This window comes from Vibrio crassostreae 9ZC13, assembly GCF_000272045.2.
Lineage (GTDB): Bacteria > Pseudomonadota > Gammaproteobacteria > Enterobacterales > Vibrionaceae > Vibrio > Vibrio crassostreae_C.
Map to the genome: position 1 here is coordinate 14,905 of NZ_AJYZ02000019.1, position 14,825 is coordinate 29,729.

11 protein-coding genes are annotated in these 14,825 nt (G+C 46.3%); 3 read left to right on the forward strand and 8 right to left on the reverse strand.

Annotation, left to right across the window (positions count from 1 at the left end; all coding sequences use genetic code 11):
- Nucleotides 1-376: 376 nt before the first annotated feature.
- Genes A136_RS01645 through dsrO form a run of 3 tightly spaced genes read right to left on the reverse strand, consistent with a single transcriptional unit; the run spans nucleotide 377 to nucleotide 5,465 of the window.
- Nucleotides 377-3,469, reverse strand: coding sequence for a tetrathionate reductase subunit A (locus tag A136_RS01645; RefSeq protein WP_017064227.1), 3,093 nt, complete (start codon nucleotides 3,467-3,469; stop codon nucleotides 377-379).
- 14 nt (nucleotides 3,470-3,483) lie between these two features.
- Nucleotides 3,484-4,632 carry an NrfD/PsrC family molybdoenzyme membrane anchor subunit gene (nrfD, locus tag A136_RS01650; protein WP_017064228.1) on the reverse strand — a complete coding sequence of 383 codons (1,149 nt, stop codon included), beginning with the start codon at nucleotides 4,630-4,632 and terminating at the stop codon, nucleotides 3,484-3,486.
- A complete protein-coding gene (dsrO, locus tag A136_RS01655) occupies nucleotides 4,629-5,465 on the reverse strand; it encodes a sulfate reduction electron transfer complex DsrMKJOP subunit DsrO (RefSeq protein WP_017064229.1) in 837 nt (278 codons plus the stop codon). The genes nrfD and dsrO overlap by 4 nt, the downstream gene beginning before the upstream one ends.
- Nucleotides 5,466-5,686: 221 nt before the next feature.
- Here dsrO and A136_RS01660 point away from each other — a divergent pair, with 221 nt between their 5' ends.
- From A136_RS01660 to A136_RS01670, 3 genes are all read left to right on the forward strand, one after another.
- Nucleotides 5,687-7,558 carry a sensor histidine kinase gene (locus A136_RS01660; protein ID WP_017064230.1) on the forward strand — a complete coding sequence of 624 codons (1,872 nt, stop codon included), beginning with the start codon at nucleotides 5,687-5,689 and terminating at the stop codon, nucleotides 7,556-7,558.
- Between the two features lie 11 nt (nucleotides 7,559-7,569).
- Nucleotides 7,570-8,172 (forward strand): response regulator transcription factor, encoded by a 603-nt coding sequence (locus A136_RS01665; RefSeq protein WP_017064231.1) that lies wholly within the window; start codon nucleotides 7,570-7,572, stop codon nucleotides 8,170-8,172.
- A 344-nt stretch (nucleotides 8,173-8,516) separates the two neighbouring features.
- Nucleotides 8,517-9,737: a tetratricopeptide repeat protein gene (locus A136_RS01670; RefSeq protein WP_081326279.1), complete on the forward strand. Its 1,221-nt coding sequence runs from the start codon at nucleotides 8,517-8,519 to the stop codon at nucleotides 9,735-9,737.
- Nucleotides 9,738-9,951: 214 nt separating this feature from the next.
- Here A136_RS01670 and sstT read toward each other — a convergent pair whose 3' ends face one another.
- The 5 genes from sstT to A136_RS01695 all read right to left on the reverse strand — a co-directional run bounded on the left by sstT (nucleotide 9,952) and on the right by A136_RS01695 (nucleotide 14,775).
- Nucleotides 9,952-11,166, reverse strand: coding sequence for a serine/threonine transporter SstT (gene sstT, locus A136_RS01675; protein ID WP_004732110.1), 1,215 nt, complete (start codon nucleotides 11,164-11,166; stop codon nucleotides 9,952-9,954).
- A gap of 459 nt (nucleotides 11,167-11,625) precedes the next feature.
- Nucleotides 11,626-12,690, reverse strand: coding sequence for a ribosome small subunit-dependent GTPase A (gene rsgA, locus A136_RS01680; protein WP_017064233.1), 1,065 nt, complete (start codon nucleotides 12,688-12,690; stop codon nucleotides 11,626-11,628).
- 507 nt (nucleotides 12,691-13,197) lie between these two features.
- Nucleotides 13,198-13,656 carry a copper chaperone PCu(A)C gene (locus tag A136_RS01685; protein ID WP_017064234.1) on the reverse strand — a complete coding sequence of 153 codons (459 nt, stop codon included), beginning with the start codon at nucleotides 13,654-13,656 and terminating at the stop codon, nucleotides 13,198-13,200.
- Nucleotides 13,657-13,741: 85 nt separating this feature from the next.
- Entirely contained in the window at nucleotides 13,742-14,338 is a 597-nt protein-coding gene (locus tag A136_RS01690) for an SCO family protein (RefSeq protein WP_004732104.1), read from the reverse strand.
- Complete coding sequence (locus A136_RS01695; RefSeq protein WP_017064235.1) at nucleotides 14,335-14,775, reverse strand: hypothetical protein; 441 nt, start codon at nucleotides 14,773-14,775, stop codon at nucleotides 14,335-14,337. The genes A136_RS01690 and A136_RS01695 overlap by 4 nt, the downstream gene beginning before the upstream one ends.
- Between the last annotated feature and the right edge of the window lie 50 nt (nucleotides 14,776-14,825).

A 14,825-nucleotide genomic window follows, 5' to 3' on the forward strand; every position in this document is an offset into this window, starting at 1 on the left:
AGGTTGATCCAACTGCCGTTTATGAAATGCAAGGGAACTGCCATGTTCGCCTCGGTATAACTGCTTGTTAAGGCTCTTTTATGGCACCGATTGTATAAGCATAGCTGCTTTATGGATGCGGGCTAAAAAAGTTGTGGTGAAATGAAGATTACCTAATGGCTTTGGGTTGATTACTCTATCTAGAGCGGATGCTTTATCTAGATTGGGTACTTTATGTAGATTGGACGTTTATCCAAATAGGCTGCTTTTCTAGATCAAGGGGACGAAAAAGCAGAGCAACCTCGAATGACGAAGTTGCCCTGTTGTGTTCTAATCTGCAAATCAGATAAGGAAGTGTTTTGAATCAGTGATTAAGTTATAGCTTGCTGAGTTTAAGCTAGACCTTGTAGATCTTAGCCGGAAGCGCTTGTCTGGCTGCTGCTCCTACAACCCAATCTAACATGACGCCTTTGCCTTCTCTCGTCGGGTCAATCAAGCCTATATCATTGATGTTAACGCCATCGTTCGACTTCATCTTCACTGGTTGTTGTGCGTCACCAATCCAGTGTGCGCGTTCACCGAGCTCTTTGTGTCCAAAGCCGTGTTCAAAGCCTAATGTTCCCGGTTTGATGCCATCAATCACCATCGCCAACGCATGTGTGGTTGAGCTCGGTGTTTCAATCGCAAATACGTCACCTGTTTTGATACCCGCAGAAGAGGCGTCTTGCGGGTGGATGTAAACCGGATTTACCCCCTTGATAGATTCCAAGCGTGGTGACAAATTCGATACCGCACTGTGAATGTTGGACTTAAAGTTGGTTAGGGTGAACGGCCACTCTTTTGCTGGGAACTGCTCTGCCAAAGGTGTGCCGTCTGCAAGCTTTTGTGGATACCATGTCGGGCAACCCATGTACTGCTCACCACTGATGGTGTTGCGAGAAGTACCGAGCTTTTCATTCCAGATTGCCAAAGGTTTGGTCCATTTGTACTTCATGGTTTCATTGGTGTAGGCATTGGTTGCGTCTTCAAAACGACCGCCACGCGCAAAAATGTACGCTACTTTGAGCATCTCTTCAGGCTTGAGCGTTTTGTTCATCACAGGCACTAGGCGCTCAAGACCAGACCAAACAATATCTTCCGCATCCACATTCGGCACGCCACCTTTTACGAACGCTAAGTTAGCAGCCGAGCGCAGGTAGAAGTCTTCAGCGCTATGAATACCGTGCCAGTTACCTTGATTGTCTTTGATTACGTTGTCGCCGAAGCCACCTAGGCCAAGCGTTTTCGCTAGATCAATAAAGAAGTTCTCTAGGTTGATGGCACGTCCGTCTTGAGTGCGGGAAGTTTTAGGCTCAACAATCGGCCAACGAGCGGTGATCGCTTTGGTCGCGACACCATGCCAAGGTGTTGCCATGCCCCAGCTCTCGTAGGTCACTGTGTCTGGCACTAGGTAATCCGATAAGGCAGTCGTTTCATTGATAAAGGCATCGATAGACACGATCAAGCCAAGCTGTTTGGGATCTTTAAGCTTCTCGCCTAGCAGGTTGTCTAAGCCTGGGACACCATATAGTGGGTTCGCCATGTGGTTGATCCACGCTTTTGCACGGTAAGGGTAACCGTCAATCGCAGCTGATAAGTGCTCAGTTAAAAGCGGAGCTGATATTGGGTACCACGGCGCGCGGGTCGGGTAAGGTGACTCGCCTGCGGCAACGCGACGTTTGTATTCGCTAGTTTTTTGATACGGGAACTTGCTGCGGGACAAGAATACACCTTGAGGCTTAGTCTTACCTTTAAACTTGGTAAAGTCGTAACGTGGACCAGCAACCGAAGTCGGGTAGCCGCCCGCTTTCGCCATCGCACCGCCTTTCGCGTTGATGTTACCGATCAGCGCGTTCAGCATCAGAATAGAGAACGAGTTGTAGAAGCCGTTGGTGTGCATGTTTCCACCGTGAGTATCCACGACTGCTTTTGTACCGTAACTGGTGAAGCGTTTTGCCAGTGCAATAATCTGGTCTTGTGGGATCTCACACTGCTCACTGTAGTAAGCAAGGTCGTATTTGAAGGCTTCTTCTTTCAATCTTTGCAGAGAAGATTTAACGCGAACAGTCTGACCATCGATTTCTACATCTTGATCGACGAACAGAGCCGCTTCATTCACCTGAATATGCGATGATAATAGTGACGTTGTCATATTGAGTGCGATGAATCCGTCATCGTCAGACATCGGTTCGCCTGTTTCTAGCAACCCTATATCCGATGCACGAAGCATACGCCCATTTTGTGGGTGCGACTCGTCACTGATCACAAGGTGAGATGCATTACACCAGTGTGTGGTGCCTGCTTGCTTCATCGCTTGCGCACTTGGGCGAGACAAGAAGTCGTGATTGTAGCGCTGGTTGTCGATGATCCATTGGATCATGCCAAGAACTAATGCTGAATCGGTGCCCGGTTTGATCGGTAGCCAGTTATTGCGATCGCCCGCCGCAAGGCTTGACGATCCTGCCGGAAGGCTTGGAGTCACAATGGTGTAGCTCAGTTTTCCGTTGGTACGAGCCTCAGCCAATTGTCTCGCTTGGCGCTTAAACGGGTTACCCGCTTGAGCTGGAGACATGCCGATGAAAAGAATGAACTCTGCGTTGTTGAAGTCGGGTTTTAGGTGCGAGAACTTGTCTAGATCGTTCATGATCGCGCCAGAACCTGCACGGAATGCGTAGCCACAGTAAGAGCCGTGGTGACCGAAGTTTCGTGTACCATAGCTGTTGAATGCAAAGCGCTTCAAGATGTCATCACGGCCTTCATTACCAGCATTCGTCACCAACAATTGGTTGGCTTTGGGACCGTATTCAGGGTTGTTTGGATCAAGTGGTGTTTCGATATCGCGAATCGATCGTAAGCCCTCAACTTTACCTTCACCGAATAAGTCACCACCCTCGGTGATCTCAGAGATAAGTTGTTCGTAGCTGATCGGCTCCCACTTGCCTTCACCTCGTTTACCAACACGTTTTAACGGTTGAGTGATTCGGTATGGGCTGTTTTGAATCTCCAACATGCCGTTACCACGGGCACAGGCTGTCGAGCGGTTATTGATGCCTGACTCACCAGACAAGCCAATGTAGGCGTCTTTTACCGGTGTTTTGAACGGGATCTGCTGATCACTTGATAGTGGGTGATACGGATTACCTGAGATACGCAAGATCTCGTCATTGCGATTATCGATACGTACACGCAAGCCACACAGTGTCCAGCAACCAAAACACATTGATGGTGCAACGCGTTGGTTTGGATTCGGCGAGATCTTACCTTGCTCATCGACACTGTATTCTGTCTCTAGCGAATTACCGTGATGGATGTGGTTGGTTTTCTTACCCGCGGTGCCATCGATAGCACCGTGAACCATGTGTTTTGTGGTTGTCGCATAACCTGCAGCAAAAGCTCCAACACCACCGGCAGCAAGGCCTGTTTTCAAAAATTGACGACGTTTGTTATCCATGATGATTCCTCAGACTACAAGCTATGTGAGCGGTTAAGTGGTGAAGGTGTATTTTGGTTTGGCTTCGATGTTGTCTTTGGTGCAGAACCAGTTGTTCGTGTAGAACCAGTAGACACGATCTCAGAGGCGAACAACGCAAGTGCTAACCAAAGACCACACATACCAACAATGCCGAGTAATCCTGCGCTACCCATCGGCAGTTCATAAGGGAATGGGCCAACATCGAAACGTGGAATGGTTTGAACTTCCATCATGGTGACCCAACGTACCGCCCATGCAGAAACTATGGTCGCAAGCGCAACACAGATAATTCCTAGCTTACTTTGCGATAGGCGTTGCAGTGGTAGAACCAAGATCATGCACAGCAAAATGCTGGTGGTCATGATGCCTAAATTGATGCCCCAAGCGTCATTCTCATACAGGCTGAAGTGACCATGGTTAGATGCCCAAATCGACGTGAGAATGATGGCAAGGCCACCCGTTAAGGTAATGGTTCTTTGTATCAGAGCTAGGTCTGTTGGTTTTAAGCTTGGCTTGCTTGAAGGCAGAAGAGCCCAAATCAACAGCGTTAAACCCGTTGCAGCAAAGAATGCGGTAGTGAACCAAAGTAGTGGAGAAGCCGGTTGATGCCAAAGCGGTCGGCTCGCCAAAATCGCAATCTCTGCGCCTGTATAAAGCGCGATGCTTAGGCCCGAAATAGCCGTCACAGCAGCGAGTGCAATCATCAGCTTTGATGATATTTGCCATTTACCTAGCGTCAGCCAAGACAAACGTTTTAGAAATGGGTTTTCACTTTGTTTAAGCTGTGCGATGTCGTCACGCAGGTAAACCCAAGCCGTCGTGACAGCCAGACCAGAAAATAAAGGTAGAAACAAAGAGCCCAATGACATCCATGACCAAGGCGTAATATGAGCATAGAAGTGCCACGCACGTCCGGGTTGGTGCAAGTCACCGGTTAATGCTAATGGTCCAACAATCGCGCCAATGGCCATCACAAGCACAAGGGCAGAACGGAATTGGTGACTGGTTGAGTTTTTAAAGATCAGTGCAATCAAGAACAAAATAGCGGCCGCGTAGGCTGAACCTATGTAGAAGAAATATTGAACCGCCCACGGTAGCCAAGCGATCTCTTGAGCGGGGACTAACACCTCAGTGATATTCATGCTGTCTCTCCTTGTTTGCCTTGTGTCGCGATTGCCAATTCTTGTTTGCTAGAGGATGAGTTATCGATGGCGGCTGGATCATAAATCGCAGGTTGGCCTTCAATGTGACTAACGAATCGCTCGTTCATGCCGATATAGAAAACATGGGGGTTGGTATTCTGCTCTGGCTTAAGCACCTTGATGTCGTCTTGGTTTTCATTGAGCAGACGGTTGATCTCGCTGTTTGGATCTTTAAGGTCGCCAATGACACGCGCGCCACCGACACAGGTTTCTACACAAGCAGGCAGTAAGCCGTCTTCAAGGCGGTGTGCACAGAAGGTGCATTTGTCTGCGGTAAGGGTGTCGTTATTAATGAAACGAGCATCGTAAGGACAAGCTTGAACACAGTAAGCACAGGCTACGCAGCGTTCGTTGTCGACCATGACAATACCGTCTTCGCGTTGGAAGGTCGCTTGAACTGGACAAACCTTGATGCAGGGAGCGTTGTCACAGTGATTACAGAGACGAGGTAACATGAAAGATTTCACGTCTTGTTGAGCAGTCGAACCATCATCAAGGGAGACTTCATACTGTTTTACGGTGGTTCTGAATTGGCCAATTGGTGCTTGGTTTTCAACGCTGCAGCCAACAGTGCATGCCTGACAGCCAACGCACTTACGCAAATCAATCGCCATGGCGTAGCGTTTACCTACTTCGCCCTTGCGGTCAGGCTGGTTGTTATTGCGAATGGCTGTGCTGGCGACTGCGGTGTTGATTCCGGCAATGGGAATGAGCGCAGCGCCGGCGGAAACTTTACCGAATTGGCTGAGAAACCGTCTTTTCAATGAGTCCATAGAGGTACCTATAAATGGGTATTCGATCTGTTAGGCTCATTGTCAGTTTTTGACCGTTCACGAGGTATTGTGGATTTCCACATACCCAGATCAAAGTTGATCTAGAACAAATGTGGTTTTACCAATCTAGCTGTTATGCTTTGTTTAAAGGCTCTATTTAACGTGTCGTCAATGCGTTATTCGAGTGTGAACATGCCATCAGTGTGGAGAAAGAGATTTTAGTGACAGTCCGAAACCTAATATCAATCGTTAGCCTTTGTTGGTTGAGTCTAACTGCAGGAATCTGTTTAGCCGCTCAAGCGGAGCAAGAGATTACAACATCAAACACTGTTGAGTCGGAACAGGTGATTGAGGTCGGTGTGCTGGCTATTCGAGGCAAGCTTTCCGCGCAGCAGCGTTGGCAGCCGACGATGGATTGGTTGTCGGAGCGCATTCCCGGCAAACACTTTGTTCTCAAGCCTTTCAACTTAGAAGAGATGGCTGATGCGGTAAAAGGTGTTGAGGTCGACTTTGTCATCACCAACCCCGGTCAGGCGGTTCGATTAGGACGCCAGTATGCGCTTTCTTGGATGGCAACCATGACCAGTCATAACTTTGAAGCTCAAGACACTAGTAATACACGCAGCATTGGTTCCGCCTTGGTGGTGAGAAGAATGTCGCCTTATATCTCTCTCGAACAACTCAGCGGTAAGCCGATTGCGGCAGTATCTGAAAATGCTTTTGGTGGTTACCTCACTATGCGTTACCAAGTGATGCAACAAGGGCTTAATCCCAACCACTTTTTCTCTAACACCCAATTTTTAGGTTTCCCGATCGACGCCAGCTTGTATCAACTACGTGAAGGGCACATTGAAGCGGCTGTCGTACCAAGCTGTTTAGTTGAGAACATGATCAGTGAAGGTTTGCTGGTGGCGGGGCAATATCGAATTATCGAGAATCAAGCGCCAGAAGGATTCCGATGCCAAGTGTCTACGCCGTTGTACCCCAACTGGTCGTTCGCCAAAACAGAGCGGGCTTCTTCGGCACTGGCCAAACAGATGAGTCAGGTATTATTTGCGATGCCTAAGAGCAGCGCACCGGCCATTGCAGCGAATGCATCGGGTTGGACGTCACCGACAAGCTTGCTGGCGATCGACAAGCTATATCAACAACTCGACATGCATCCACTGCAACAACCTTGGTGGAAAGAAGCGTTAATCTGGCTCAAGTACAATCAACAGTGGGCATGGGCGTTCTTTATTCTTGTCGTGTCTCTGAATGCTTACCACTTCTGGCTAGAATACAAATTCAGTCGCAGCAAAAAGCAACTAGAAGCGACGCTTTATAAGCTGAAAAGTAAGAGTGAACAGCTAGAGCACTCACAACGAATCGCGGTAGTTGGTGAACTGGGAAGTAGCTTGGCACACGAGATTAATCAGCCTTTGGCAGCTATTCGGAATTATAGCGAAGGTGGTTTACTGCGGATTTCGAAGAACAAACCGCTGACTGACATAGAGCCTGTATTTGAGAAGATCCAGTCGCAAGTGGACCGTGCTGATGCGATCATCCAGCGCTTAAGAAACATGATCAAAAAACGCTCATCAGATAAATCTCAAACTGATATAGAAGCTCTTCTTACAGATACCATCGAGCTACTGCAATTTCGATTAGAGAAACACAAGATAACCATTGAACGTTATGTCGTGGGTAAACCTATCACGCTACATGTTGACCCTGTCGGATTGCAGCAGGTGGTTGTAAATTTGATCAACAATGCGACGGACGCGTGTAACGCACAACAGCATCGCGAACAAAGCGCTGCGTCTGATATTGATAACAAAAACAGCGAACCACCAACAATTAAAGTGATTACCGAGTATCAACCGGATAAAATGATGCTGTCGGTTATCGATAACGGCACGGGCTTAGATTTCACTGAGCAGCAAGTCACTCAAGCCTTTGTGAGTAGCAAAGAAAACGGTTTGGGGTTAGGGCTTGCGATTTGCCAGGACGTGATTGAAGACCACAGCGGTCAAATGACCATTAAGTCACTGATTCCTCATGGCTGTCACGTTGCAGTGACGTTACCTTTTTCTCTTTCAAATGATTCATAAGGAATCTTGTTATGCCTGAACTTCATCAAACGTTGCCGGTTTATGTGGTTGATGACGATGAGTCGATGCGTGACTCGCTGGTGTTCTTATTGGAAGAGCATGATTTCACGGTGTCAGCTTATGAAGATGGTCCAAGCTTTTTAGACTCTGTGGATCTCACAAAGTCGGGCTGTGTAGTGCTAGACAGCAGAATGCCAGAGATGAGAGGGCAACAAGTTCATGAGTTAATGGTGAAAGCGCAGAGTCCGCTGTCGGTTATCTATCTCACAGGGCATGGCGATGTGCCAATGGCGGTGGAAGCTTTGCAAGCAGGTGCGATGAACTTCTTCCAAAAGCCGGTTAAAGGAGGGGAATTGGCCGAGGCAATCAAGCAAGGATTAAAGGCTTCAGAAAAGCACTTACACATGAATGTGTATCGCCAAGCGTACGCGTCGTTAACCGAGCGTGAGATAGACATCCTCAAACAAATTATCGACGGTAAGCGTAACCAGAAAATAGCCGATGAATTGTGCATTGCCATGAGAACAGTGGAAGTACACCGAGCAAGCTTGATGAAGAAATTCTCAGCGAAGACGGTTGCCGAGTTGGCTTACATATACGGTCAATTGACCTAGGTATAGAGCTATTCCTGTAAGAGAGTTGTACGGCAGTTGCACGAAATTGTTGATGGGAAAAACATCAATTTCGTCACCAAGCTTTAGGACTTTCCTGATGAAAGGCAGCCTTCATAATTTATCTATATTGAAGCAAGATCACATCGTCTATGGACTGCATACGGATTGAACCTCCTAGGCTTCTTATCGCAATGTAATCCTGAGATACTGAACTAAGTTCATTTTAAGGCGGAACGTGCCAGTAACTGCACTTTTCCCTGTAATTAGAAACATACCATTCACTATGGGTTGATCACTTTCCCGATATCGGGGCTAGTATCAGCCGAGTTAGGTTAAAATATTTTATGAGTACAATGGGAATCGCAATTGGTGCGACGGCTCTTTCGTTAATACTTGTCGCCGTGTGGCTGATCTCTTTATCGCTAAGAAAGCAGCGCTTGGAACAAGAACGTAAGGCTCGTGCTGTCGCTTACCGAAAAGCGATTGAAAAAGCGCGCATACAAGAGCAAAAAGAGCGTCACTTCAAAGCCGAAACCGGCCATGTACCGTCGATTCTGTATTTGGCAAAAGAAGCGGAACGTAACAATATTAAGGAAGCTCTGTATTGGTACGACAAAGCGGCGCAACTCGATAATATCAATGGCATGTACGGCATTGTGCGCCTAAGTATGAAGCGTAAAGAAGACCTGATTTTAAGAGAGAAAGCCAACTTTTGGCAGTTAGCAATCTCTGCTTTAGACAATGACGTATCGGCGAAATTCGAGATGGGCAAAGCGCTCGTCTTTGGTCGTGGAACCGATAAGAACATCCCTAAGGGTTATACCTATATTGAAGAGTCTGCGGCTGGTGGTAATACCGAAGCGATGCTGTTTATCGGTGACTGGTGTCTCGATAAAGAAAACCCAGACTACTCAGCTGAAAGCTCTGTCGAGTGGTACCAAAAGGCTGCTGAAAAAAATAACCTAGATGGCAAGATCAAACTCGGTATGAGTTATTTGAACGGTGTGGGTGTTGAGCCTAACCATGGCGAGGCTGTTTACTGGTTTGAGACGGCCGCAGAAAAGAACAGTGCAGAAGCGATGTTTAGAGCAGGCGAAGCTTGGATTGACCATGGTGAACACGGCAACGCGATTGCTTATATCTGGCTATTTTTGTCTGCTCATTTTGGCTACTCAGAAGCGAAGCATTTGCGGGATAAAGTTGGTGGTGAACTGGGTGTCGATGCCGTCGTGGGCTTACAAGCTCTGACTAAGCCGATCATGACTAAGTTGACTCAAGAAGCGATCACTAAGCATTCAATCATTAAAGCGCTCAATAAGCTCTACAAGCGCAATATACCGATCCCTAAGAAAGTGAAAGAAGCGTCTGATGAAGAAGGTGAGGCATTAAAAGTAGATGCGAGCCATCTAGATACTCAAACGGCGAGTGCTCAAGATACGAATGTTGATTACAGCCAACAACCTAATTCCGAGCAAGCATCAACAGAGAGACAAGCGACCCCAAATAGTGACCCTCTAGACTTCAGTCAGGCAGCCTTGGATCCAAGCTGGAAAAGCAACCACTAAAACGTGTTGGTTAGCTTTGATGAGTTAGACAAAAATGACTGAAGCTATAAATCTATAAATCTATAAATCTATAAATCTATATAGCTTCTAACCGTAATCTAGAAAACCAAGACAACAAAAAAGGGAAGCGAATGCTTCCCTTTTTATTTGTGTGCTATTTGCTTTTAGAGCTTAGAGCTTAGAGCTTAGAGCTAAAGCCTAATACCAAGAGCTGTTAAGCTTTGTTTTGCTCAGCTTTACATACAGCCGCAGTGAACACTACGTCAGTTGAGCTGTTAAGCGCTGTTTCAGCAGAATCTTGAATCACACCAATGATGAAACCAACCGCTACAACCTGCATCGCTACATCGTTTGAGATACCGAATAGGCCACAAGCTAGAGGAATCAGTAGCAGTGAACCACCGGCAACGCCTGATGCGCCACATGCTGAAATTGCAGCAACAAGGCTTAGTAGAATCGCAGTGAAGATATCAATCTCAATACCCATTGTGTGTACAGCGGCAAGCGTTAACACAGTGATGGTGATTGCAGCACCCGCCATGTTGATGGTTGCGCCTAGAGGGATTGATACAGAGTAAGTATCTTCATCTAGCTCTAGCTTCTTACAAAGGTTCATGTTCACTGGGATGTTTGCAGCGCTTGAACGAGTGAAGAATGCCGTTACACCAGATTCACGAATACATTGCAGTACAAGTGGGTATGGGTTCTGTTTTGTCTTTACAAAGACAAGCAGTGGGTTAACGACAAGAGCAATGATCAGCATTGAGCTTAGTAGAACCGCTAGTAGTTGACCGTAGCTTGCTAGTGCATCGAAGCCCGTTGTTGCGAATGTAGTCGAAACAAGGCCGAAGATACCGAATGGCGCAAGACGAATAATGAAGCGAACAATGTGTGAAACACTGTGGCTAAGGTCTTCGAAAACCGCTTTGGTTGTTGCAGATGCGTGGTGCAGTGCAAGACCAAGACCGATAGCCCAAGCAAGAATACCGATGTAGTTAGCGTTCATTAGTGCGCTAACTGGGTTATCTACAAGCTTGAATAGAAGCGTATGAAGAACTTCTGCAATACCTTGAGGAGGGTTAGCACCTTCAGCGCCAGCAACCAGTGTCAAAGTGGTTGGGAACATGAAGCTCAGTACTACAGCAGTTAGTGCTGCAGAGAACGTACCAATCAGGTAAAGCACAATGATTGGACGCATATGAGTATGCTGACCTTTCTTTTGGTTTGCGATAGAAGCTGCAACAAGAATGAATACTAAAATTGGGGCAACAGCTTTCAGAGCACCAACAAACAGACTACCTAATAGGCCTGCATCTTGAGCTGCTGAAGGAGAAACCATGGCGAGAACGACACCGAAAACAATACCAGCAAGGATCTGTAGAACGAGATTTCCACGAGCGATGCGGGCGAGCATGTTGTGATTTTGCATAAAATACCTGCAATTGTTAATTTATTATAGTGATGTATTTTTTTATAAAGTTGTACCAAATCCAACTATACACTAGTGGAATGGGCGGTCATATTAGCGGGATCTAAGAGGGTGTCTAGGAATAGTTTACTTTTAGGGTGATTGTTTGCGCTACGTGGTGTTTTTAGAGCTAAATGTTAAATTTTTGTACTCTTGTTGAGATATAAATCTGCATGATAATACTCATTCGGGTCAATGTTCTGGTTCTGGTGCCGTCAGAGTCGATTAGCAAGATCATTGTGTGCAGAAATGATCCCATTGGGTTCCTGTTGATATAAAGAAGACCTGTTAATACAAAGAAGCCTCGCTGATACAAAAAAGCCCCAGCCCAATGCATTAAAGAGCTCAGGAATTATTGAGCTAATACGCGATAGGGACATGGGGCTTATTTACGTGTTGTAAACCTAATCCAATAATCGGCTATTTAGACGATTTCTTGATATTACGGCTCTCTGACTGCACGGTTTTGTACATTTTAGAAAGCTGTTTACTGTTCGCTCTCTGCTCTGCCAATGAGGCTCCATTTCTTGCTTGCTCTCTGAGTAACTTCTCATAGTTAGAGAATCGTCTTTCAGAAAGCTCACCGCTTTCAATGGCCTTGCGTATTGTGCATCCTGGTTCTGACTCATGGCTGCAATCAGAAAAGCGGCAGTGCATTGCTAACTCTTCAACGTCTGAAAAAGTTTCACTCACGCCTTCAGCGCAGTCTGCAAGTTGGAGCTCTCGCATTCCTGGAGTGTCGAGAAGCAAGCCACCTGATGCGAGCAAGTGGAGTGATCGTGATGTGGTTGTATGACGACCTTTACTGTCGTCTTCACGAATACCACCAGTTGCCTGCGATGCTTCACCTAGCAATGAGTTAACCAAAGTCGACTTACCCACACCAGAAGAGCCCATTAGCGCGACGGTCTTGCCGATTTTACACCAAGGTGAAAGTACTTGGGTTGAGTCTTGATCTAGGCTGTTGACCGCTTCGATCATCAGCATCGGGTCTAAGCTTTGTACCTGTTGTACTTTGTCTTCGTAGTCGTCACACAAGTCTTTCTTCGTCAGGACGATAACCGCTTCAACTTGTGCTTCATTTGCGAGTGCCAGGTAGCGTTCAATGCGACTCAGATTAAAGTCGTTGTTCAATGAAACCACGATAAACACTGTGTCGATATTGGCTGAAATATATTGTTCAGCCACACGACTGCCCGCAGCTTTTCGGCTAAAGAGCGATTGGCGTTCTAGTAAGCGATCGAATTGCAGTTCAGAGTTCAATATTACCCAGTCGCCAACGGTCATTGCCGGTTGGTTTTGGTGGATGGGTAGAACAATTTCACCTTGCTCTGACGCTAATGTATAGCCATTGCGGTGATGTGCGACGATACGAGCAATGACGGAGTGATCATAGTCTTCGAGTGTCAGTTGTTGTTGGAATACAGGTTGCCATCCAAGTTGTTGAAGTGACATTGGATGAGAAAATGCGTTTTGTGAATTCATGTCTATTTACCCAGACGTGCGAGCTTTCTTTTCTTGTGAGAGCATTAAAGTCTTATCAGTGCATTAAAGTCTTATGAGAGCATTAACGTCTTGTAAGATCTCAGGTTGTCGATGAGATCGAAAAGCGTTGGTCAGTTCAAAAAGCGTCGAGACGTCAAAAATGTTTGAGCTTGGGTCGAATTCAAAATCGATAGGACCCCGGATTTGAGTCATGCTTTACAGGCATGCAGATATTGATCACTTACGATCAACAGTAAACCGGGTAAAAGTGTGCGGTAGCCAGCTGATGGCTTAATGTTGGTAGTTCGAGATTAAAGTTTGATTAACCAAACAAATTAACGCGTTACTTTTACTGCCAGTTTTAGTGTTTTCATTACAATCATCTTCTATTCTCCTTGGTTTATTAATGTGTTCAGGCTTTGAATAAAAAGCGCGCTCAGTTTAACAAAAAGCCACGATGGCGAGAAGTCATCGTGGCTTAAATTATTTTATCAATTGTGAATACGATTAATGATGGTCGTGATTCATCTTTTTCATGCCGCTCATCACTTTCTTCACTGGTGCGTCGAAGGTCTGTGTTTCACCATTGGCAAAGGTCAGTATCATCTCGATTTGCTCACCTTCTTTTAGGCTACTTTTTAGGTCGAACAACATGATGTGTAGGCTGCCAGGTTTAAGTACCGCTTCACCGTTTGCAGGGATGGTGATTTCTTGAACTTGGCGCATTTTCATAACATCGCCATCAATGATTACATCATGAAGTTCTACTTTACCTGCTGCAGGTGTTGTTGCAGAAACAATAGCGCGATCTTTATCGCTGTGGTTTATCAGAGTCGTGAACACCGCGCTGTTCACTGCTGAAGGCGGGGTTGCACGAGCGTACGCGTCATGAACCATAATATCGCTACTAGCCTGAGCAAAAGGGGTGAGCAATAAGCCTGCTAGAGCAAGTGCTTTTAACTTCATGTTGTTGTCCTTAATTTTTATGTTTTTGGTCTGGGACCTGACTTTTTGTTCGAACTTTATTAGTTAAGTTCTTTGTTTTTACGTTTTACTGCGTCAGCTTGTTGATAGCCTCAACAATTGGTGCTGGCGTTAACGTATGCGGCACTTTGGTAATCAAGGTACCGTCGGGCTTTAAAAAATAAAAATATGAGCTGTGGTCAAGGGTGTATTCCAACTCTGAACCTTCCAGCTTGGTCTTTCTGAAAATAACACCGTAGTTGTGTGCAAGCGTGGTTGTCACATCCAAAGGACCACTTAATCCTTCCATCATTGGGTGGAAGTATTGTGCGTATTCGTATGAGGCCTCTGCTGCATCACGCTCAGGGTCGAGAGAGACAAACATCGGGCGAATCTTGGCTTTTGCTTCATCAGAGACTTGGTTAAGTGCTCCGGCCAACATAGCCAAAGAAGTGGGGCACACATCTGGGCAGCGTGTGAAACCGAAGTAAACGATACGAATTCTGTCATCGGTTTGGTCAAAGATTTCCGTTGGTTGGTTGTCTTTGCCGAAAAGAGTCGTTGCGGAGAACTCTTGTTTTGCAGCGTGTTGTTCTTGAACTTCGTTTTGCCCATCAAGATAGCTTTTGACACCAAAGCCAAGTACAAAAGCGACAACCAATGCTAACGACCAATTTCTACTCATCTTGCCATCCTTATTGCAGGTTTTACGGTTTCAACACCATCGGTGAGCTCACCAAGCCAAGTCATGTGATCCATGGTACACACGGGTAAAATGACATCACCTTCATAGATGTTGTTACCAGTATTTTTTAATTGGAAACGTGCTGAGCCCATTTCCATCTCTAAACCGGTCAGCGATAGCATCAAGGTTTCAGAGGCCGCGCCTTCCCACACCACTTTGATTTTTGTTGGGACTAGAGGTTGAGCTGTTTCATGCTCAAGGGTCATAGCAACGCTGTCTTGCTCACACCATGTTGTTGAAAGCATGCAGTAGTCATCTAAGTTGACGTCAGGAGAGTGGCTCTCTACTACCGATTTAAATTGCTCGACTGCCTGTGGTCCATAAAAGCCAGCGACCAGCGCAATACCGAGCGCAGCAACCTTTAATGCTGGGTGCATGTCGTGTTCTCATTTGATTTTATAAGAACGGCGATGGTATCACACCACTC